This is a genomic window from Acinetobacter sp. WCHAc010034, from assembly GCF_001696615.3.
Taxonomy (GTDB): domain Bacteria; phylum Pseudomonadota; class Gammaproteobacteria; order Pseudomonadales; family Moraxellaceae; genus Acinetobacter.
In genome coordinates this window covers 1,488,518-1,507,747 of the sequence record NZ_CP032279.1, presented here as the reverse complement: position 1 = coordinate 1,507,747, position 19,230 = coordinate 1,488,518, and the positions used below count along the sequence as shown (strand labels likewise).

The window sequence follows — 19,230 nt, the reverse complement described above, 5'->3', positions numbered from 1 at the left end:
GGCCTACTCCGCAAAGCTTTGCATGTGCTGCAGTTTCTGTGCGCTTGGCGGGAAAACAGCGCCATTGTCCATCCACAGTTCAAAACGCATCGGGTTGAAGAACATGGCAGGCGTAATGTCAAATTCAATGAATTTGGCATCCGCTTTGCCCATCATGGGTAAAATGCTGTTAATGAACCAGCTGTTATGCGTAATGAGCAGCGATTTCAACTGTCCAGTGACCGCTAAAGGGGAAAGCAGGGTTGCGGAGAGCCGGGGATCATCAATTACATCGGCATGAAACTGTTCCAGGCGCTTGGCTAAGCCTTGGGCCGGAATATCCTGCATGGCGCTGACAAAGTCGGCGAGTGTTGGAATAAAGCGGTGATGGAAATCGACGAGAAGATGGTCTTTTTCACAGAGGTCTTTGACTTCAATGCTTTGACCTGCGCTGTTCTGAAAGTGATGCCCGAAGATCGGCAGAATGACTTCCTGCACGCCCCAAAAGGTATGTAGAATTCGATGCCGATTGTCGGTGCAGAGCATTTTTGTGCTGTCAATTAAGGCATGAATGCCTAAATAGTCTTCAAGTTCGCCACCGCGGCGCTTTTGTGAAATGCGGGCATGCTGTATCGGGTTCATTGTTATAATGTGTTGATGCTTTTGAATATATTAGCAATAACTTGGCGGCTGAAATATACCCAAAAGCACTTTATTCTTAATACATAAGTCTGAGCTGCATGGCTGCAGCTCAATGAAGCTTTCTGTCAGCGCGCAGCAAGGCACGGCTCAGCAGGTGCGCCCTGTCAGATGCACTGCTTTGGCGATATTCTGTTCCAGCTGAAAGCGGATTTGGCAGCTTAAATTCACATCATAGCTATTGGCCGCCGTGCCCGGAACCGGCACTGCGCTTCCGGCGCCCATGCCCAGCGCAGGATTCTGCGCCATAGGCACGGGAATGCTGATGGCGCGGGCTGCGGTATAGATTAATGCATTGCCCCTAAGCTCAGGCGCCCTGAGCTGCTGATAGCCGAGGCGCTTTAAATCCAGCTGCGCGCGGATGTCATCGCTGGATTTGCCGATAAACTGCTGCAAATAGGCTTCGCGCTGCATGGCATTCATGGAAGGGGAGGCTGCGCATCCATACAGCGCAGAAAGCGCCGCCAGCAGCAGAAAAGGTAACTGAAGTTTCATCAGCTTGCTCCAGCAAATAAATTCAGTGTAGGCGGAACTCTGCAGCGGGATTGTAGTGTTCTGATACACGGCGCAGCTGCCGCAGCGGATTTGCTATTGCCGTCAATGGCAAACGGCAAGCAATAAAAAAAGCCGCAGAATATGCGGCTTTTTTTGCTTCCGTTAAAACTTAGCGTGCGCGGTAAGTGATACGGCCCTTAGTCAAATCGTAAGGAGTCATCTCAACTTTCACACTGTCGCCAGTCAAAATGCGGATATAGTGTTTGCGCATTTTGCCGGAGATGTGGGCAATTACTTCGTGGCCGTTTTCTAGGCGCACACGGAACATAGTATTAGGAAGCGTCTCGGTGACAACGCCTTCGAACTCGATGAGTTCCTCTTTATTGGCCATAGCCTACCTGAATGATTAAATTGGAAAGGCGCAAATTATAGTCAATTTTTTTGCTAAAAACAAGATGAAATGGCCGTCAGAATAACCATCTGCCAGTAAAATAAGCGAACACGCAGGCTAAATTTTTCTGTAAAAAAGTGGCGCGGCCTGTTGTCAGTTCGGTCAATCGCAGTTAATCTAATTTTAATCTTTTTGGGTATAAATGAAGTACATACAAGGAAGGTTCTTGAGTGGGTCAGCTAACCGATGCATCCGTAGTACTGCGGTTGGGTTACCAGGCGATTCGTCGCGCCGGTTTGCCAACGGAAGAAATTTTAACAAAAGCTGGCGTGGCTTTGGGGCAGGTCGAAACCAATGAGCGTACGCCATTGAATGCGCAGTACGCTTTTTGGGTGGCGGCTGAAGAGGTCAGCAAGGACTCAGATATTGGCCTGCATCTGGGCGAGCATCTGCCTTTATACCGCGGGCAGGTGATAGAGCATCTGTTTGTTTCATCTGAAAACTTCGGTGAAGGCCTGAAGCGGGCACTGGCCTATCAGCGCCTGATCAGCGACGCCTTTCATGCCAAGCTGATCCTGGAAGACGGCCGCTGCTATCTGACCAATGGCGTGCAGCCGTGGGCGGAAAATCTGGTCAACCGGCATTTTTCCGAGTGCGCGATGTCCGGCGTGCTGCGCTTCTTTAAATTCATTACCGAAGGGCGCTTTCAGCCGATTTACATCGACTTCAACTTCAGCCAGGGCGCGCCGGATGATGAGTATTTCCGGGTCTATGAATGCCCGGTCAGCTTAGGCCAGAGGGAAACCCGCCTGTATTTTGATCCGGCCATTCTGGAGCATCCGCTGTGGCAGGCGGAGCCTGAGCTGCTGCAGCTGCATGAGCAGCTGGCGATTGAAAAACTGCAGGAGCTGGCGCGCTATGATTTAGTCGGCGAGGTGCGCCGCGCCATCGGCTCTACGCTGGAAAGCGGCGAAACCACTTTGGAAACGGTGGCGGCGCAGCTGAATATTACCCCGCGCCGCCTGCGCACCCAGCTGTCCGAGGCCAATACCAGCTTTCAGCAGATCCTGTCGGATTACCGCTGCCGCCTGGCGAAAAAGCTGCTGGCCAATACCGCTGAAAGCGTCGAGCGGATTGTATATTTGACCGGCTTTTCAGAGCCTAGCACCTTTTACCGCGCCTTTAAGCGCTGGACCAATGAAACGCCGGTGGAGTACAGAAAGCGCAAGCAAAGATGAAATGCTGCCTTATACAAATGCCGCTGAGCTGAATAATGAATGAAAAAAATAGGATAATTGGAATCGCATGAAAACATTTTTCAATACATTAAAGCGGCTTTTGGGGCAGCAGGAACAGAATGAACCCCAGCAGGAAGACTATTCGGATGATCAGCTGATCACTTGGGCGGTCGGCTGCATGCTGGAGGGATTAGCGGATGATTTTTTTGAAGCGAAAATAATCTGTTCATGTGAGCCGGCGGCAGATGAGCAAGGCCGGAAAACTGTTCAGACAAGCTATTTGGTCAAGCTTGAAGCGGAATCAGAAGACGAGCAGTTTGAGCCAGCTGACTATCTGTATCCCATCCAATGCATTGAAACAATCTTAAAGGGCAAAGAATGGAGTGAAGCTTCAATTCACTTCACTCCAAAGTCAGCGCGTTTTGCCTGGGCTTAGCCGCTGAAAGCAGAAATCATTCCGGCATGTTCAGCCAGTGCGGCCCCAGCGGGACTTTCGGCAAATCAAAATGCTCCGGGTAATGCGCCTGAATGAAATACAGGCCATCCGGCGGGGCAGTGACGCCGGCCGCCTTGCGGTCTTCGGCAGCGAAGATTTTGTCAATATGGTCAATTTCATGCATGCCTTGGCCGATTTCCAGCAGGCAGCCCATGATGTTGCGCACCATATGGTGCAGGAAGCCGTCCGCCTGAATATCCAGCACTAAATAGCAGCCGTGGCGGATCAGCCGGCAGTGGCTGACATGGCGCACCGGCTGATTGGACTGGCAGGCGGCCGCGCGGAAGCTTTCAAAATTATGCGTGCCTTCAAATTTCCTGGCGGCTTCAATCATCTTATCCGCATCCAGCGGATAGTAGGCATGCGTGACCTGCTTGTGCAGCAGGGCCGGGCGCTGCGGATTATTGTAGACTACATAGCGGTAGCGCCGCGCCTGCGCCTTAAAGCGGGCATGGAAGCCTTCATCCATTTCCTTAATCCACTGTATGGATATATCCTTCGGCAGGGTGCTGTTGGCGCCCATCAGCCAGCCGCGGATTGGGCGGATGGCGCTGGTGTCGAAATGCGCGACCATATTGGTGGCATGCACGCCGGCATCGGTGCGTCCGGCGCCATGCACAGCCACCGGCTCATTGGCAATTTTGCTCAGGACTTTTTCAAGGGTTTCCTGCACGCTTGGCACGCCAGGCTGCTGCGCCTGCCAGCCTTTGTAGCTGACGCCGCAGAACTCTATACCGATTGCAAAACGCTGCATATTCACCTCAGTTTGGATTTCAGTCTTGCCAATGCATCTGCCATTGGCCTGCAGCGTCGTATTGTAAATACATTTTAAGGGCTTTTGCATAAAGATCTGCATGGCTGTGGCAATGGCTGACCAGAATTTTCGCATCCTGAATCCACTGGCTGACGGCATAGCGCTGGTCAACGCCGCCGAAAGGCACTTGCGTGGTGATGATGACGGCGCATCCGCGCTGCTGCAGCGCCTGAAACAGCTCAATGATGGCGTCATTGACTGCCAAATTGCCTGTGCCGAAGCCTTGAATGATCAAGGCGTGCGGCGGCTGTTCCGCAATGGCCTGCAGGTTTGCCAGCAGCAGGGCGGGCGCCGCCGGCTGCAGCATCAGGCTGACGCAGTTGAAGCTGCGCGCCTTTTCGATGTGCTGCTCATGCACAATCAGCGGGTGCGGATCATGCGCCAGCGGCTCGGCGGCTGCTGTGCCGGCAAAGGCATCCAGCGCCGTGGTATGCATTTTAAGCGCTGATGAGGCGTGAATCAGCTGCCGGTGGAAAGCCAGATAGACGCCGGCGGGCGCAGCCGCCGCAGATTCCAGCGCAAAATTCAGATTATCAATGGCATCGGTAAATTCGCGGCTGTCTGTGCCCTGCACATTCAGCAGCGGATACTGGCTGCCGGTCAGCACAACATGCGCGGTTTGCGCCATAAAGCGGGCGAGCACGGCGCCGGCATAGCTGAGCGTGTCTGTGCCGTGGATAATGACAAAATGCCGGTACTGCTGCAGCTGAAGCTGCTGAATCTGCTCCAGCAGCAGCAGCCAGTCGCTGGCGGTGCAGGCGCTGCTGTCGCGGATGGCCGGCGCGGTAAAGCATTCAATTGCAAAATGCACCGGCAGCAGGTGCTTCAGCTTGGGGATAAACTGTTCAGCAGGCATCGGGCTTAAGGGTTCGCCGACGCAGCCGAAAGTGCCGCCCATATAAATCAAGGCTATTCTTTTCATCATAAAAAAAGCAGTCAAGGATGACTGCTTTAGTTTAAATCGAATTTGCTTAAGAAGCGATTTGATTCAGCAGCAGATCTGCCTGCTGGTGCTGTTCCGGTGAATACTCAGCTTCTTTTTCAGCCAGCAATTCACGGGCCGCCTCAAATGAGCCCAGCTCAATATACTGCTGCGCAAGCTCTAAATTCAAGGAGATTTCATTGACTTCAGCCAGTTCCGGGAAAGACTGAAGCAGCGGGTCGCTCTTGCCGGCAGCCGGAGTGGCCGGCGCAGAAGCAGCGCTGAGGTCAAAGCTGACGCCAGCCGGGGCTGCAGGCGCTTCAGCAGCTGGCGCAGCCTGTGCAGGCGCCTCTTCTGAAGGAGCCACCAAGTCAAAGCTCAGCGGCGCAGCGGCCTGCGGCGCTTCCGCTGGTTCAGGCGCATCGACTGCGAAAGAAAAATCCAGCGGCTTGATTTCTTCGGCTGCCGGCGCTTCAGCTTTGGCTTCAGGCGCGAAATCCAGGGAGAAGTCCAAAGGCTTGATCTCTGCCGCTGCTGCAGGAGCAGGCGCTTCTTCAGCTTTGGCTGCAGGCGCGAAATCCAAAGCGAAGTCTAAAGGCTGAATTTCGGCCGGCGCTGCCGGTTCAGGCGCTTCCGCCTTAATTTCAGGCTGCGCATTTTCCAGAGAAAATGAGCCGAAATCCAGCGGCTTTGCCTGTTCCGGCGCAGGCGCTTCAGCTTTCGGCGCAGCGTCAAAAGACAAGTCAAAATCCAGCGGCTTGATTTCTTCCGCGGTTTTTGCCGTCTGTGCAGGCTGCGCTTTTTGCGGCGCAGGGTCTAGATGCAGCTGGTCAAAGGCCAAGCCGGCTTTGGTTTCAGCAGCAGGAGCGCCCGCCATCAATGCGTCAAAATCGGCATTATTCTGCGCTTTCGGGGCTTCTGGAACCGGTTCAGGGCTGAAAGAAGTGCGGGTAAAGGCAATCGCTTCATCCGCTGCATTCTGCGATTTGTCAAAATCGGCTTTTTTCGCTTCGGCCTGCTGCAGAATACTGTCTAGCTCCAGCGAGCGCAAATGGTTCAGCAGCTGGCTGATGGCGAATTCATCTTTCTGCAGGATATGAATATCTAAAAGGTAAAGATAAAGCTCATGCTGCGTATTGTCTTTTTTCAGCGCCTGATTGATCTGCGCTTCCGCCGAAAAGAAATTGCGCTCTTGCGTCAGTGACTCAATTTTGCTGCGCACATCATCAGATAAAGGCGTGGTCTGCTTTTTTTCCGGCGCCGTGTCTTTAACAGGCTGGGTTTTATTCGGGGCAGCTCTAGCCGATGAGCCGGCTTTTTTTGCCTTGGCTTTCGGTGTTGCAGCGGTTGCTTTATCTGATCCCTGCGCGTCCTGGCGCTTTTTCAGCACCACCAGAACAATCAGCAGTATCACAAATGGAATCACATAAATCAGCATGTTATTACCCCTTGAGGATAGAGCGTTGCTAGGATCCGCTCATCCTTTTTAAATCATCATATGTAACTTTTTAGTTGATTGGCTTTTTCTCTGCCTGCCGCGCCTTCAGCTGCTGCTGCAGCTGTGCAAGCCGAGCATTTAATAATTGAATTCTATGATCCTTCTGATTTAGCGCCAACTCTAATTGGGTTACGTTTCTCTGTAATTTAACGGTTTTTTCACGAGATGTCATAACTTTTAATGATAACTCGTTCGAAGTTTGATTTTTTTCTGTGGCCTCGTTTGCAGAAGCGCGGGCTGAATCTTGCGCTTTCTCTGCCACCAGGCTCATTTCCGCCTGATTCAGGCGGTATTTGGTTTTCCCGGACTGCGCAGACGGCATTTTCGCCAGTTCCGCGGCCGGCATCCGCACTGGCTGTTTAGCCGGCGCTGCTGGGCCTAAATTCAGCGCTACGCCGCGGCGCAGGCGGTTGGCGTCGCCCTGAATGAAGGCGTGCTGATTGCTGGCCTTGATCTGCTTCATGACTTCACTGACCGGGCTGTTTTGCTGCGCCGCCATGCGTGAAGCAATGCCCCAAAGCGTTTCATTAGACTGCACTACATACTGCTGCGCTGCTGCCGTTTGGCTGCCTGGCGCCTGGCTTTGCGCCGGCGCTTTGACCGCTGCCTGCTGCGCTTTAGGGGCAAGCGCTTGCGCTTTTTGCGCTGCCATTTCCGCTGCGAATTTTTTGGCCAGCGGATCGCTGGAAATGCCGTTTGGCGCGGCAGGCGGTGCCGGCGCTGCTTTGGCGCGCTGCGGCGCAGGCTGGGCCTTGGCCGTTTCTGGCTGAGGCGCTGCTGCTTTTGCCTGAACGGCAGCTGCAGCTTTGGCCGGCGGCTGCGCTGGAACAGAGACCGCAAGCGGCTGCGGCCTTAAGGCTGTGGCGGCAATGGCCGGCGCGGCTGGGCTGCTTTTGATTAAGCCCGGCGGCGCAGACCGGCTGATGGACAGCGGCAGTTCGCCGGCTTTGGCTGCTCCGGCAGGCGGGGCAGCTGCGTACAGCGTGCTGACCGGCAGGTTCAGCGCAATATCTTTTTCATTGACAATCCGCATCGGCGCCAGCGGGCGCTCATTGCGCGCGGCCGTGATTCTGCCGGCGGCAGGGCTGCGCTTCAGCGGTATTTTCACCTGCTGCAGGCGGGCGGCATTGCCTTCGGTAATTTTGACAATAATGTTGAGTTCGGCATCGGTGATCGGGCGGGATGAAGTAATGGTAATCACCCCATTGCCGGAACCGTCCCTGCGGGTAAAGAAATTCAAATGGCCGGGGGGCTGATGGCCTGTCCCGATGGCGATTAAGTCTTCTGCAGAGGCGAGGCCGGCCTGCAGGGCTGAATTCGGGTCTGAATTGCGGAAATTGATTTCCGCATACAGCAGCTCCCCGGGCGCTGACTGAATTTGAATAGGGTCAAGCGTAATCGCATGAATGTTCTGCGAGGCAAGAATGGCAAGAATGGCGATCTTTAATTTTTTATATACATTCATCTTAATCTTTATAGCTCAGGCGATGCCGCATAGCGGAAATGATAGATTAACGGCATGTTTAAGAATAGTAAAATATAAACAAGAATACTACACAAAAAAGCCGATCAATGAAGACCGGCTTTTTTTAACACTTCAGGCCATCTGCATGGCTTCAGGCATTTTTATAGTCAATCAGGATGCGCAGCATGCGGCGCAGAGGCTCGGCCGCGCCCCACAGCAGCTGGTCGCCGACAGTGAATGCGCCCAGGTATTCCTTGCCCATGTTCAGCTTGCGCAGGCGCCCGACCGGCACCGACAGTGTGCCGGTTACCGCTACCGGCGTCAGGTCAGTCATTGACGCTTCGCGGGTATTCGGCACCACTTTCGCCCACGGATTTGAAGCGCGGAGCATGTCTTCAATTTCGTGCAGCGGCACATCTTTTTTCAGTTTCAGCGTCAGCGCCTGAGAATGGCAGCGCATCGCGCCGATGCGCACGCAGTGGCCGTCAATCGGAACAATCTGCTGGTTGCCCAGAATTTTGTTGGTTTCAACCTGGCCTTTCCATTCCTCTTTTGACTGGCCGCTTTCCAGCTGCTTGTCAATGTACGGAATCAGTGAACCGGCTAAAGGCACGCCAAAGTTGGCCGCAGGGAAGCCTTCGCCGCGCTGCAATTCAGCAATTTTAGAGTCGATGTCTAAAATCGGCGATTTAGGGTCATCCAGCAGTTCTTTGGTGTTGTTGTACAGGTAGCCCATGCCGCTGATCAGTTCGCGCATGTTCTGCGCGCCCGCGCCGGAAGCCGCCTGATAGGTCATGGAGGTGGCCCATTCCACCAGATTGTTCTGGAATAAGCCGCCTAAGCCCATCAGCATCAGGGAAACCGTGCAGTTGCCGCCGACAAATGTTTTTGTGCCTTTGACTAAGCCGTCTTTAATCACATGCATATTGACCGGATCAAGCACGATGATCGCTTCATCGTCCATGCGCAGCGTAGACGCCGCGTCAATCCAGTAGCCGTTCCAGCCTTCGGCCTTCAGCTGCGGGAACACTGCAGAGGTGTAGTCGCCGCCCTGGCAGGTAATAATGACATTCATCTGCTTCAGACTGCTAATGTCTGATGCATCCATAAGTGCTGGGGCGGTCTTGCCGCCAAACGCAGGCGCTTCACCGCCTGCGTTGCTGGTAGAAAAATAGAATGGCTCAAAATGAGCGAAATCATTCTCTTCAACCATACGTTGCATAAGGACGGAACCAACCATCCCGCGCCAACCGACCAGACCTACTTTCATGTCACTTTGCCTCGGTGCGTTAAAAAATAAAAAGGGGGTTCGAGTGTATCAAAAGAGCGCATAACTGCAAGCGCTGCAGAATGAAAACAGCATTTATATTGTGCAATATATCTTGTTTATGTTAGATGAAAAATTGATATAAATTTATGAATCAATCAAAAATTAAGAATATAAAGCGGGAAGGGCAGAATGATTGGGATTAAGGCTCTGTCTGGCATGCTTATCCGGCTGACATTCCGGGCTTTGCTTGCGCGCGGTGAACGGCGCTGCTGCGCTTGCAGGTTTTAATTCTTGATTTTATTGGAGTTGCGCTGCTGCTTTGGCCGCCGCCGTGGGATGCCTGCCACTGAAATCATTTTGGCGGAGCTTATTGTGGCGCTGGCTTGCCGGCTGAAAACTGTGGCGGATGAAACTGCGCAGGATTGCATGGGCGGCGGACTAATGCCGCAGCCCGATGCGGATTTAAGGGAAAAGTGTAAGAAATGGCTTACAGCGATTTCGGCTGATGGCGCATAGCCAGGCTTGAGGAAACCGCCTATCCTAGCTTCATCGGCGCATGGAGCAGGGAACGGAATATCCCATTAAGGAAGACGGCGCCGGCAGGAATCATCATGGATATGATGCGGCGAAGGAAAGCCACCGAAAAGAATAATAAGACTTGTGAAAGCACAAACCTCATCGGCCCGGATTTTGCAGGATGCAGAATCCGGGCTGGGCTTTATTCAGCCGCGGAAAACTAAAAAACTCAGGCCTGAACTGCTGAGGCTGCGCAGAATCAAGCCGCAGTTTCCGCGCAAAACAGGGGCGCTACTGCTGCGCAACCTGCCGGTATAGGCTCAGGGTCTGATCGCACATATCCTTCAAGCTGAACATCGTGACAGGCGCAACCGGCTGCGGCGCATCAATATGCTTTTTCACCGCATTCAATAATGCGGTTTGATCATCAGCCTCAATGAGGCCCTGCGGATAGATGTTGGACAGAATTTCCGCCACGCCGCCGCGGTTCCAGCCGATCACCGGCGTGCCGACAGACAGCGCTTCCAGAGCCGTGCGGCCGAAAGTTTCCGCCTGATTGGACAGCGACAGCACGGCATCGCTGAACGCCAGCCATTCGCGGATATCCGCGCGGTGGCCGGCAAAAGTGATTTTTTCACTCAGGCCCTTGGCTTGAATGCTGTTCTGCATCTCTTTTAAATAGGCGGCTTTTTTCGGATCTGCGCCGCCGACGACCACCGCATGCAGCTGCGGATACTGCTGCTGCAGCTGCTGCACCAGCGCGATCAGGGTTTCATGGCCTTTCAGGCGGGTGATGCGGCCCGGCAGGCACAGCACAAATTTATTTTCCAGTTCAGGAAAGTCCTTAAAGGTCTGATTCAGCCATTGCGCCGAAGGCTGGTAGCCGTGCGGAAAGGCCTGCGGGTCAATGCCGCGGTAAATGCGCACGATATCCTGCGGCGGGCAGTTTTTATAGTGATCGGTGATGTATTTCACCACGCTGTCCGACACCGCAATGACTTTTTCCGCCTGCGTCATGATCTGGCTGTAGCGGTTGACGGAATAAAAGCCATGCACCGTGCTGATCAGATGCGGGCGCTGGCCTGCCGGCATGCCCCGCAGCGCAAAATGCGCCAGCCATGCCGGCACCCGCGAGCGCACATGCAGAATATCCGGCCGATGCTGCTGAATCAGCTTTCGGAGCGGGCGGATCTGCCACAGGCTGGACAGCGATTTTTTATGCACCGGCAGGGTTAAATGCGTTGAGCCTTCCGCTTCCAGCTGCGCCACCAGACGGCCGCCATTTGACACCACCAGCGATTCATCGCCATTGGCAATCAGCGCGCGGGCAATCTCCAGGGTTCCGCGTTCCACGCCGCCGCTGTTCAATTCGGGTAAAAGCTGCATGACTTTCATTAAAATTCTCTTTCTTATTCAGTTGTATGGGGCTTAATAAATGTCTTCATAGCCTTCCGGGCGGGTCTTAAAGCGCCGGTGAAACCACATGTACTGCGTCGGGGCAATCCGCAGCTGATTTTCAATGATTTTATTGACCCGGGCAGCGTCGGCGGCCTCATCTGCGCTGGGGAAATTGTCTAAAGCCGGCTCAAGCAGCACATGGTAGCGCGGGTCGCGGATATCGCCGCTGCGGTAAAAATACAGCGGCACTGCAGCGGCTTTGGAAATTTTCATCAGGCGCCGGTGCGCGGTGACTGTGGCTGCCGGTACGCCGAAGAACGGCGCCATTACGCCCTGCTTCAGGCCAAAGTCCTGATCCGGGCTGTACCAGATGGCCTGGCCGTCTTTCAGCTGGCGGATCAGGCCGCGCATGTCGTCATGATCAATCTGGCAGCTGTAAATGGCATCGCGGCAGCGGTAAATCAGCAGGTCCAGCAAGGGGTTGTTCTGCGGGCGGTAGACTGCGCCCAGCGCAAAATAGCGGGAGCAGAGGTAGCCGCCGGCATCCAGCAGGGTGGAGTGCGTGCCGAGCAGCAGCACGCCTGCGCCGTCGGCCTGCGCCTTTTGCAGATGCTCCAGGCCTTCGATGCTGACGCGGTCTTTAAACCACTGCGGGCAGTACCATGCATTCAGGGTTTCAAAGATGCCGATCATCTGGTCGATAAAAACCTGGCGCGCCTTGTCCTGCACCTGTTCGGCCGGCCATTCGGGAAAGCAGACTTCCAGATTGCGCACGGCGGTTTTGCGCCGGGATTTTAAATATTTAAATGCCGCATTGCCTAAAAACGCGGCCAGGCGGCGCTGAACAGCCCACGGCAAAACCGCCAGAATCATCAGAAATGCAATGCCAATCCCGATGCCCCAGTACTGCGGCAGCAGAAATGACCATTGAAAGACACCGGGCTGATAATCTGGCTTTTGACTCATAAGGGCTAAATCAAATACTGAAAAATAGCGCTCAGTTTAGCATGAAGCTGAATTGAAAGAGAAAGTTCAGCCTGTATGATGCTGGTAACGCGGCGTCTACCGTTAGCCTGTGAAGGCCGCCGCCGATCCGATTTTTCGCCAGCAAGGATCGCCTGCTGATTCGGCAGCCGGAAGCTGCAAATCAGGCATAAAAAATGCCGTATCGGAATACGGCATTTAATTTGCGGGGGCGCTTAGCCTTTAGCCAGGTTTTCCAGCTCTTCCCAGCGCTCCAGCTTTTCCAGCAGCAGCTCGTCAATTTCATTTAAGCGGCTGGAAAGCTTCATGGCTTTATCGGCATCGGAAATGAACAGGGAGCCATCGGCCAGCTGCGCATTAATATCCGCCTGCTCTTTTTCCAGCGCTTCCATTTCAGCCGGCAGCTGCTCTAAAGCGCGCTGATCCTTATAGCTGAGCTTGACTTTTTTCGGTGCTGAGGCGGCAGCCGCTGCTTCAGCTTTAGCCAAGGCTTTTTTCACATCGCTTTTCTGATCTACAGCAGTTTGATCTGGACGCTGTTCCAGATAGTCTTGATAGCCGCCAATGTATTCGTCAATGTTGCCTTTGCCGTCAAACACCCATGTTGATGTCACCACGTTGTCCATAAAGGCGCGGTCATGCGAAATCAGCAGCAATGTGCCTTTGTAGCCGCCGAGCATTTCTTCCAGCAGCTCCAGCGTCACCATATCCAGGTCATTGGTCGGCTCATCCATCACAATTAAATTTGATGGCTTCAGCAATAATTTCGCAAGCAGGATGCGGTTTCGCTCGCCGCCCGACAATGCCTTTACCGGGGTGCGCGCGCGTTCCGGCGAGAACAGGAAGTCCTGCAGGTAGCTGTAGATGTGGCGGCGGCCGCCATTGACATCGACAAAATCTGAACCTTCAGATACGTTGTCTTTTACCGATTTTTCAAGATCAAGCGCATTGCGCAACTGGTCAAAATACGCCACTTCAAGCTGCGTGCCGGTTTTAACCGATCCGCCATGCTCAATCTCGCCTAAAATGGCTTTGATGAGCGTGGTTTTGCCGACACCGTTGTCACCGACCAGGCCAATCCGGTCGCCGCGCAGCACCAATGCAGAGAAGTCTTTGATAATCGGTTCTTGATTGCCGAAAGCCACGCTGAGATGCTCAATATCGAACACCAGCTTGCCGGAGCGGTTGGCATCTTGTGTTGCCATGCTGACTTTGCCCTGCTGTGAACGGCGCGCTTTAGATTGTTCACGCAGCTCTTTTAGGGCGCGGACACGGCCTTCGTTGCGGGTGCGGCGGGCTTTAATGCCTTGGCGGATCCAGACTTCTTCTTCAGCTAAGCGCTTATCAAACAGCGCATTCTGCTTTTCTTCCGCTTCCATCTGCATCGCTTTCAGTTCGAGGTAGCGCGAATAGTTGCCTTCATAGCTGCGCAAAATGCCGCGGTCAAGCTCTACAATGCGGGTGGCGATGCTGTCGACAAATGAACGGTCATGCGAAATAAACAATAAGGTTAAATTATTCTGATCGAGCAGGAATTTTTCCAGCCATTCAATGCTTTCAACGTCCAGATGGTTGGTCGGCTCGTCCAGCAGCAGCACGTCTGGCTGGGTCAGCAGCGCGCGCGCCAAAAGCACGCGGCGCTTGCGCCCGCCGGATAAATCGGCCAAATCGGCTTCCGGGTCCAGGCCCATTTTGCTTAAAATCGAGTTGACTTTGGTTTCTAAGGCCCAGCCGTCCAGCATATCCATTTTATGCTGCAGGTTGCCCATGCGGTCGCAGGCTTCCATATCGCCCAGTACGCAGGCATCACTGGCTTCATGATAGGCTCTGAGTACTTCAGCTGCTTCACCTGCGCCGTCAGCGACGATGTCAGCGACTTTGCCTGAGTCCATCGGCACATCCTGCGCCAGCATGGAAATGGTGATGCCGTTCTGCAGCGATACTTCGCCGGAATCCGGCAAGAGGCTTCCCTCGATCAGTTTAAGTAAAGTAGACTTGCCTTCACCATTGCGGCCAATCAAACATACCCGTTCACCGCGTTCTAAGTTGAAATTCGCGCCGTCGAGCAGGGAAGGTCCGCCAAACGCGAGTTGGACATCCCTTAAGGTAATGTAGGCCATAATGTTTCCAGAAAAATCTTAAATGAGGACTTAAAGTGACTAAACAGCAAAATATTGATGATCAGGGGTCATTGTCCGCACTCATTGAAGATTTGCAAGTGCGAATTGCATTTTTAGATGAATTAGTTGAGCAGCTGAATAATCAGGTTGCGCTGCAGAACGCGGAAATTACTGATTTAAAGAAGCAAATGCAGCTGCTGTACCGCCGCGTGGACGCGTCTGATTTATCTGAAGGAATTGCCGAGTTTGACCCGCTGACCAACCGCCCGCCACATTATTAATGCTTTTCCCGCTTTTGCGCCGGCCGGCTTGAGATTTCCTGCGCGCGCTGACTTTGCAGTAAAAGTCTGCGCTGAACAGGCGGATGGTTCATATTCCCTTCGGTTTCAGAGCCTGTAATGCCTCTTTCGGCATTTAAAGGCTTAAATGCCTTTGCGCAGGCAAGGCCCTGCTTTGAAAAGCCCCGCTGCTTAAAAACAGGCAAGCCTTTTGCTGTCCCTCACGGCAAAGACGCCGTGCATGGGCAGCGTGCGGCATTCCTGCCGCGCCCGCATATCTGAAGCTGATTTAAGGCGGCAGCGGGACAGCCATGCGCTGAAAGCCCTTTTCTGTATTGACCTTTCGCCCTGTTCCCGCTGTAATGCACAGCATCCCGCTGACCTGCCGAATACTCAGAATTTATGATTGCCAAAGCCGTACTGCTCGATCTTGAAAATAATATGCCGACAGCGCAGTTGCTGCGGGATATCGTCGGACACTATCCTGCGCTGTATCTGTTTAACTGCCAAGGCCGTTTTGAATATTCGCTGGAAGACTTAACGGAACTTTCCGGCTGGATCAGCAGCGGGCAGGTGGTGATTTTAGACATTCCGGAAACCGAGCAGAAAGAATTTGAATACGCCGTGGTGGCGGGACAGCTGTTGGCGCTGCTGGAAGCGGGCGCGCATGTAGAAGTTATTTCAGCCATGCCCGGCTGTGAAATGCTGCTGGAATTGATGCGGGGCTCCGGCATCAGCTGCAGCCTGATACAGATTCAGCCTGAGGCGGAAGCCTGCCGGCCGAAATATAGAATTCCCAGCCTGGAAAAAATTAAAGCCGCGCCTTACCTGCTGATGGTGAAAAAATACTGCGATGCCTTGGCCAAAATGGCAGGCAAGCCGCATAGCGTTGAATCGCTGAAGAATTCAGTGGCGAATATCCTGCAGCTGGCGCCTGAAAAAGCGCAGCATGTGGTCGGCATGCTGATCAATTTGAAGATTGTGAAGCGCTGCGATGATCAGGTGAATTTCCGCAAAAAGGTGCTGAAGCAGTGGGTGCAGCTGTGCCTGGATGAAGACGCCGCGCCTTTGGCGCAAAATATGCAGGATGCCTTGGCGCAGCTGAATGCGCCGCAAGACAGCGCTGCGCAGGCGGATGCGGCGGCGCAGAATCCGCAGCAGGGCTTATATGCCGATTTTCATCAGATTGATCCGGTGCAGCTGGAAGTGATTAAAAAACTGCATGAATTAAAACAGAAAAAGCCTAAAGATATTTATGCCCTGCGCGACTTGCTGGAACAGCTGTTTCCGAAATCCGACATCCGCCTGCTGCTGAAAGAGCTGATTGATAAAGGCTATATTTACTGGAATGGCCATGAAGTGCTGTACAGCCATGAAATGTTTCTGAATTAATTTTTATCGGCGCAACTTGCCTTTTATATTGCGCTTATGCAACTCTAATAAAGGAACATAAAGGTTGGACTATGGAAAATACTGGAATTTGGGTTGCAGTCATCATTATTGTATTTGTGCTGGGCTCTATTTTGGGACTGCGTGTAAGCCCAAGAGAAAAAGCGCTGGGAATCATGCGTGACAAAGCCCGCAAGATGGGGCTGCATCCGCGCTTAGTGGCTGCGCCGGACTGGACAAAAATTCCGATGGCCTCTGAAAAGCGCGCCAGCATGGTGGCTTACTACAGCGTACTGCTTCCGGACGCCCGCCTGCCTTTAATGCGCGCCCGCGTGGCTGATCAGAAATTACAGCTTGTACATGGCGATGACAAGTTTAAAGATTTTCCCATTGCATTAAAGGGCATTTATGCTATTGATATGCAGGCAAACTGTGTAGGACTCTATTGGGACGAAGAATCTGATTTAAGAGCTGCTCAGTTGGAAGAGATCAAAGCCTGCTTGCATTCTTTGGCTGAACTTTAATTTTATACCCATTAAAAAACAGGATTAACGGTTAATTATGGCGAACGCTCCTCGGTCCACATCCAAAAGCGCGGCAGCAAAATCTTCTGATGCTGGGAAAAAACGTGCCCTAGTGATTGTGGAGTCGCCTGCAAAAGCGAAAACAATCAACAAATACCTCGGTTCAGACTACATTGTAAAATCGTCGGTCGGCCATGTCCGTGACTTGCCCACGGGCGGCTCGTCTAAAACCGCAGAAAAAAAGCCAGCCTCCCGCGCGAAGCTGACTGAAGCGCAGAAGGCCGAAAAGGCCCAGTCCGCTTTAGTCAACCGCATGGGAGTAGACCCTGAGCATGGCTGGAAAGCGCATTATGAAGTGCTTCCGGGCAAGGAAAATGTTGTTGCAGAACTGAAAAAGCTGGCATCGCAGGTCGATGAAGTCTACCTCGCAACGGATTTGGACCGTGAAGGGGAAGCGATTGCCTGGCATTTAAAAGAAGTGATCGGCGGCGATGATTCACGCTATCAGCGCGTGGTGTTCAACGAAATTACCAAAAATGCCATTCAGGAAGCGTTTAAGCATCCGTCACGGCTGGATACCAATAAAGTCAATGCGCAGCAGGCGCGCCGCTTTCTGGACCGGGTTGTCGGCTTTATGATTTCGCCTTTGCTGTGGGAAAAAATTGCCCGCGGCTTGTCGGCCGGCCGCGTGCAGTCCGTTGCGGTCAAGCTGGTGGTGGAGCGCGAGCGCGATATCCGCAAATTTGTGCCGGAAGAATACTGGCAGGTTTTTGCCGACACCAAGTCTAAAAAAGATGACATCCGCCTGGAAGCGGTCAAGCAGGCGGGCAAAACCCTCAAGCTGCGCAATAAGGCGGAAACAGACGCTTTATTGGACCTGATTAAGGATGCGGAATACAAAGTGTCGGCGCGTGAAGACAAGCCGACCAAGGTCAACCCAAGCGCGCCGTATATCACTTCAACGCTGCAGCAGGCGGCCAGCACCCGCCTGGGCTTCTCGGTGAAGAAAACCATGATGCTGGCGCAGCGCCTGTATGAAGCCGGCTTCATCACCTATATGCGTACCGACTCCACCTTCCTGAGCGATGATGCGGTCAATATGGTGCGCCAGCATATCGAAACTGAATTCGGCGGAAAATACCTGCCGGCCAAGCCGAACCGTTACGGCAGCAAAGCCGGCGCGCAGGAAGCGCATGAAGCGATCCGGCCGTCCAATGTCGCGCTGAAAGGCGATCAGCTTGCGGGCGCAGAGCGCGATGCGCAGCGCCTGTATGACCTGATTTGGCGCCAGTTTGTCGCCTGCCAGATGACGCCGGCGGAATATCTGTCCTCAACGATTTTAGTCGATGCCAATGGCGTAGAGCTGAAAGCCAAAGGCCGCACCCTGGTCTTTGACGGCTTTACCAAAGTGCGCGGCCAGAACAAATCTGATGATGATGTGCTACTGCCTGCAGTCAAAACCGGCGAAATCCTCAAGCTGGAAAAGCTGGATCCGTCGCAGCACTTTACCAAGCCGCCAGCGCGCTTTACCGAAGCCTCACTGGTGAAAGAGCTGGAAAAGCGCGGCATAGGCCGCCCTTCGACTTACGCCGCCATTATTTCCACCATTCAGGACCGCGGCTATGTGAAGCTGGAAAACCGCCGCCTGTATGCGGAAAAGATGGGTGAAATCGTCACCGACCGCCTCGATGAAAGCTTCAATAACCTGATGAACTATGACTTTACCGCAGACCTTGAAGGCCAGCTGGATAAAGTCGCGGACGGCGAGCGCAACTGGAAAGAGCTGCTGGACAATTTTTACGGCGATTTCAAACAGCGCTTAACCACGGCGCAGGGCGAAAGCGGCATGCGCCGCAATTTGCCGGTGGAAGTCGCGGCCGTGCATTGCAAGGAATGCGACCGCCCGATGCAGATCCGCACCGGCACAACCGGCGTATTCCTCGGCTGTTCAGGCTATAACCTGCCGCCGAAAGAGCGCTGCAAAGGCACGCTGAATTTGACGCCGGTCGAATCTTTGGCGGCTTTATCCGATGACGCAGCTGCTGAAACTGCAGACCTGATGTCGAAAAAGCGCTGCCCAGTTTGCGGCACGGCAATGGACAGCTACGTGATTGACGGCGGGCGCAAGCTGCATATCTGCGGCAACAATCCGGACTGCAGCGGCTTTGAGCTGGAAGAAGGCGAGTTTAAGATCAAAGGCTATGACGGCCCGACCATTCCATGCGATAAGTGCGATGGCGAAATGCAGCTGAAAACTGGGCGCTTTGGCCCGTACTTCGCCTGCACCAGCTGCAGCAATACCCGCAAAGTTCTGAAGAGCGGCCAGCCTGCGCCGCCGCGGGTCGATCCAATTAAAATGGAGCATCTGCGCTCGGCCAAGCATGATGATTTCTTTGTGCTGCGTGACGGCGCTGCCGGCTTGTTCCTGGCGGCCAGCAAGTTCCCGAAAATCCGTGAAACCCGCGCGCCGAAAGTCGCGGAACTGCGCACTGTGGCGGATCAGCTGGACCCTAAATATCAGTTTATCCTGCAGGCGCCGGATGCTGACCCTGAAGGCAATCCAACGCTGGTGAAATTCAGCCGCAAGAATCAGGCGCAATATATTGGCTCGGAAACCCCTGAAGGCAAGCAGACCAAATGGTCGCTGGTGTATCAGGACGGCAAATGGGTTGAAGCTTAAGCTTTGATTTGTAGAAAATAAACTGAGAAAATGCTGGCGTAAGCCGGCATTTTTTATGTCAGAATAATGTTGAA

18 protein-coding genes are annotated in these 19,230 nt (G+C 53.5%); 7 read left to right on the top strand and 11 right to left on the bottom strand.

All coding sequences use genetic code 11. From position 1 onward, the window contains the following. Nucleotides 1-3: 3 nt before the first annotated feature. The 3 genes from BEN74_RS08850 to infA form a co-directional block, all read right to left on the bottom strand. The gene (locus BEN74_RS08850) at nucleotides 4-621 is read right to left on the bottom strand and encodes a DUF6915 family protein (RefSeq protein ID WP_068909212.1); all 618 of its coding nucleotides are present in this window, start codon (nucleotides 619-621) and stop codon (nucleotides 4-6) included. Between the two features lie 147 nt (nucleotides 622-768). Further along, nucleotides 769-1,173, bottom strand: a complete 405-nt coding sequence (locus BEN74_RS08845; protein WP_068909265.1) for a hypothetical protein — start codon at nucleotides 1,171-1,173, stop codon at nucleotides 769-771. 169 nt (nucleotides 1,174-1,342) lie between these two features. Continuing rightward, nucleotides 1,343-1,564: a translation initiation factor IF-1 gene (gene infA / locus BEN74_RS08840; RefSeq protein WP_001284370.1), complete on the bottom strand. Its 222-nt coding sequence runs from the start codon at nucleotides 1,562-1,564 to the stop codon at nucleotides 1,343-1,345. 230 nt (nucleotides 1,565-1,794) lie between these two features. Between infA and BEN74_RS08835 the strand changes: the two genes are divergently transcribed. Continuing rightward, entirely contained in the window at nucleotides 1,795-2,802 is a 1,008-nt protein-coding gene (locus BEN74_RS08835; RefSeq protein WP_068909209.1) for an AraC family transcriptional regulator, read from the top strand. Between the two features lie 67 nt (nucleotides 2,803-2,869). Beyond that, entirely contained in the window at nucleotides 2,870-3,238 is a 369-nt protein-coding gene (locus tag BEN74_RS08830; RefSeq protein WP_213072371.1) for a hypothetical protein, read from the top strand. Nucleotides 3,239-3,254: 16 nt separating this feature from the next. Here the strand turns inward: BEN74_RS08830 and truA are convergent, their stop codons facing one another. The 5 genes from truA to asd all read right to left on the bottom strand — a co-directional run bounded on the left by truA (nucleotide 3,255) and on the right by asd (nucleotide 9,267). After that, nucleotides 3,255-4,052, bottom strand: a complete 798-nt coding sequence (truA, locus tag BEN74_RS08825) for a tRNA pseudouridine(38-40) synthase TruA (protein WP_068909207.1) — start codon at nucleotides 4,050-4,052, stop codon at nucleotides 3,255-3,257. A 19-nt stretch (nucleotides 4,053-4,071) separates the two neighbouring features. Further along, nucleotides 4,072-5,034, bottom strand: coding sequence for an asparaginase domain-containing protein (locus tag BEN74_RS08820; RefSeq protein WP_213072374.1), 963 nt, complete (start codon nucleotides 5,032-5,034; stop codon nucleotides 4,072-4,074). Nucleotides 5,035-5,083: 49 nt separating this feature from the next. Continuing rightward, nucleotides 5,084-6,472, bottom strand: a complete 1,389-nt coding sequence (locus tag BEN74_RS08815) for a fimbrial protein FimV (protein WP_068909205.1) — start codon at nucleotides 6,470-6,472, stop codon at nucleotides 5,084-5,086. A 70-nt stretch (nucleotides 6,473-6,542) separates the two neighbouring features. Next, nucleotides 6,543-7,997: a hypothetical protein gene (locus BEN74_RS08810; RefSeq protein WP_068909202.1), complete on the bottom strand. Its 1,455-nt coding sequence runs from the start codon at nucleotides 7,995-7,997 to the stop codon at nucleotides 6,543-6,545. 151 nt (nucleotides 7,998-8,148) lie between these two features. Beyond that, nucleotides 8,149-9,267, bottom strand: coding sequence for an aspartate-semialdehyde dehydrogenase (gene asd / locus BEN74_RS08805; protein WP_068909200.1), 1,119 nt, complete (start codon nucleotides 9,265-9,267; stop codon nucleotides 8,149-8,151). Nucleotides 9,268-9,603: 336 nt separating this feature from the next. On the opposite strand from asd, the gene BEN74_RS08800 reads away from it, so the two are divergent. Further along, complete coding sequence (locus tag BEN74_RS08800) at nucleotides 9,604-9,783, top strand: hypothetical protein (protein WP_162898164.1); 180 nt, start codon at nucleotides 9,604-9,606, stop codon at nucleotides 9,781-9,783. A gap of 291 nt (nucleotides 9,784-10,074) precedes the next feature. On the opposite strand, the gene BEN74_RS08795 is transcribed toward BEN74_RS08800, so the two are convergent. The 3 genes from BEN74_RS08795 to BEN74_RS08785 all read right to left on the bottom strand — a co-directional run bounded on the left by BEN74_RS08795 (nucleotide 10,075) and on the right by BEN74_RS08785 (nucleotide 14,285). Then, nucleotides 10,075-11,178, bottom strand: a complete 1,104-nt coding sequence (locus BEN74_RS08795; protein WP_068909196.1) for a glycosyltransferase — start codon at nucleotides 11,176-11,178, stop codon at nucleotides 10,075-10,077. A 33-nt stretch (nucleotides 11,179-11,211) separates the two neighbouring features. Then, on the bottom strand, nucleotides 11,212-12,147 hold the full coding sequence (locus tag BEN74_RS08790) for a lauroyl acyltransferase (protein ID WP_068909194.1): 936 nt from the start codon (nucleotides 12,145-12,147) through the stop codon (nucleotides 11,212-11,214). Nucleotides 12,148-12,380: 233 nt separating this feature from the next. Beyond that, nucleotides 12,381-14,285: an ATP-binding cassette domain-containing protein gene (locus tag BEN74_RS08785; protein ID WP_068909192.1), complete on the bottom strand. Its 1,905-nt coding sequence runs from the start codon at nucleotides 14,283-14,285 to the stop codon at nucleotides 12,381-12,383. A gap of 35 nt (nucleotides 14,286-14,320) precedes the next feature. On the opposite strand from BEN74_RS08785, the gene BEN74_RS08780 reads away from it, so the two are divergent. The 4 genes from BEN74_RS08780 to topA all read left to right on the top strand — a co-directional run bounded on the left by BEN74_RS08780 (nucleotide 14,321) and on the right by topA (nucleotide 19,156). Continuing rightward, nucleotides 14,321-14,566 (top strand): SlyX family protein, encoded by a 246-nt coding sequence (locus tag BEN74_RS08780; RefSeq protein WP_068909189.1) that lies wholly within the window; start codon nucleotides 14,321-14,323, stop codon nucleotides 14,564-14,566. 399 nt (nucleotides 14,567-14,965) lie between these two features. After that, nucleotides 14,966-15,955 carry a hypothetical protein gene (locus BEN74_RS08770; RefSeq protein ID WP_068909183.1) on the top strand — a complete coding sequence of 330 codons (990 nt, stop codon included), beginning with the start codon at nucleotides 14,966-14,968 and terminating at the stop codon, nucleotides 15,953-15,955. A 71-nt stretch (nucleotides 15,956-16,026) separates the two neighbouring features. Continuing rightward, complete coding sequence (locus tag BEN74_RS08765; protein WP_068909181.1) at nucleotides 16,027-16,476, top strand: ammonium transporter; 450 nt, start codon at nucleotides 16,027-16,029, stop codon at nucleotides 16,474-16,476. 37 nt (nucleotides 16,477-16,513) lie between these two features. Continuing rightward, nucleotides 16,514-19,156, top strand: coding sequence for a type I DNA topoisomerase (gene topA, locus BEN74_RS08760; RefSeq protein WP_068909179.1), 2,643 nt, complete (start codon nucleotides 16,514-16,516; stop codon nucleotides 19,154-19,156). Nucleotides 19,157-19,230: the final 74 nt, after the last annotated feature.

Bases quoted from the DNA above. Each gene is read 5' to 3' on its own strand.
- topA (WP_068909179.1), top strand. From the start codon at position 16,514: ATGGCGAACGCTCCTCGGTCCACATCCAAAAGCGCGGCAGCAAAATCT.
- asd (WP_068909200.1), bottom strand. From the start codon at position 9,267: ATGAAAGTAGGTCTGGTCGGTTGGCGCGGGATGGTTGGTTCCGTCCTT.
- BEN74_RS08845 (WP_068909265.1), bottom strand. From the start codon at position 1,173: ATGAAACTTCAGTTACCTTTTCTGCTGCTGGCGGCGCTTTCTGCGCTG.
- BEN74_RS08830 (WP_213072371.1), top strand. From the start codon at position 2,870: ATGAAAACATTTTTCAATACATTAAAGCGGCTTTTGGGGCAGCAGGAA.
- truA (WP_068909207.1), bottom strand. From the start codon at position 4,052: ATGCAGCGTTTTGCAATCGGTATAGAGTTCTGCGGCGTCAGCTACAAA.
- BEN74_RS08815 (WP_068909205.1), bottom strand. From the start codon at position 6,472: ATGCTGATTTATGTGATTCCATTTGTGATACTGCTGATTGTTCTGGTG.
- BEN74_RS08785 (WP_068909192.1), bottom strand. From the start codon at position 14,285: ATGGCCTACATTACCTTAAGGGATGTCCAACTCGCGTTTGGCGGACCT.
- BEN74_RS08820 (WP_213072374.1), bottom strand. From the start codon at position 5,034: ATGAAAAGAATAGCCTTGATTTATATGGGCGGCACTTTCGGCTGCGTC.
- BEN74_RS08790 (WP_068909194.1), bottom strand. From the start codon at position 12,147: ATGAGTCAAAAGCCAGATTATCAGCCCGGTGTCTTTCAATGGTCATTT.
- infA (WP_001284370.1), bottom strand. From the start codon at position 1,564: ATGGCCAATAAAGAGGAACTCATCGAGTTCGAAGGCGTTGTCACCGAG.
- BEN74_RS08800 (WP_162898164.1), top strand. From the start codon at position 9,604: ATGCCTGCCACTGAAATCATTTTGGCGGAGCTTATTGTGGCGCTGGCT.
- BEN74_RS08795 (WP_068909196.1), bottom strand. From the start codon at position 11,178: ATGAAAGTCATGCAGCTTTTACCCGAATTGAACAGCGGCGGCGTGGAA.
- BEN74_RS08765 (WP_068909181.1), top strand. From the start codon at position 16,027: ATGGAAAATACTGGAATTTGGGTTGCAGTCATCATTATTGTATTTGTG.
- BEN74_RS08810 (WP_068909202.1), bottom strand. From the start codon at position 7,997: ATGAATGTATATAAAAAATTAAAGATCGCCATTCTTGCCATTCTTGCC.
- BEN74_RS08850 (WP_068909212.1), bottom strand. From the start codon at position 621: ATGAACCCGATACAGCATGCCCGCATTTCACAAAAGCGCCGCGGTGGC.
- BEN74_RS08770 (WP_068909183.1), top strand. From the start codon at position 14,966: ATGATTGCCAAAGCCGTACTGCTCGATCTTGAAAATAATATGCCGACA.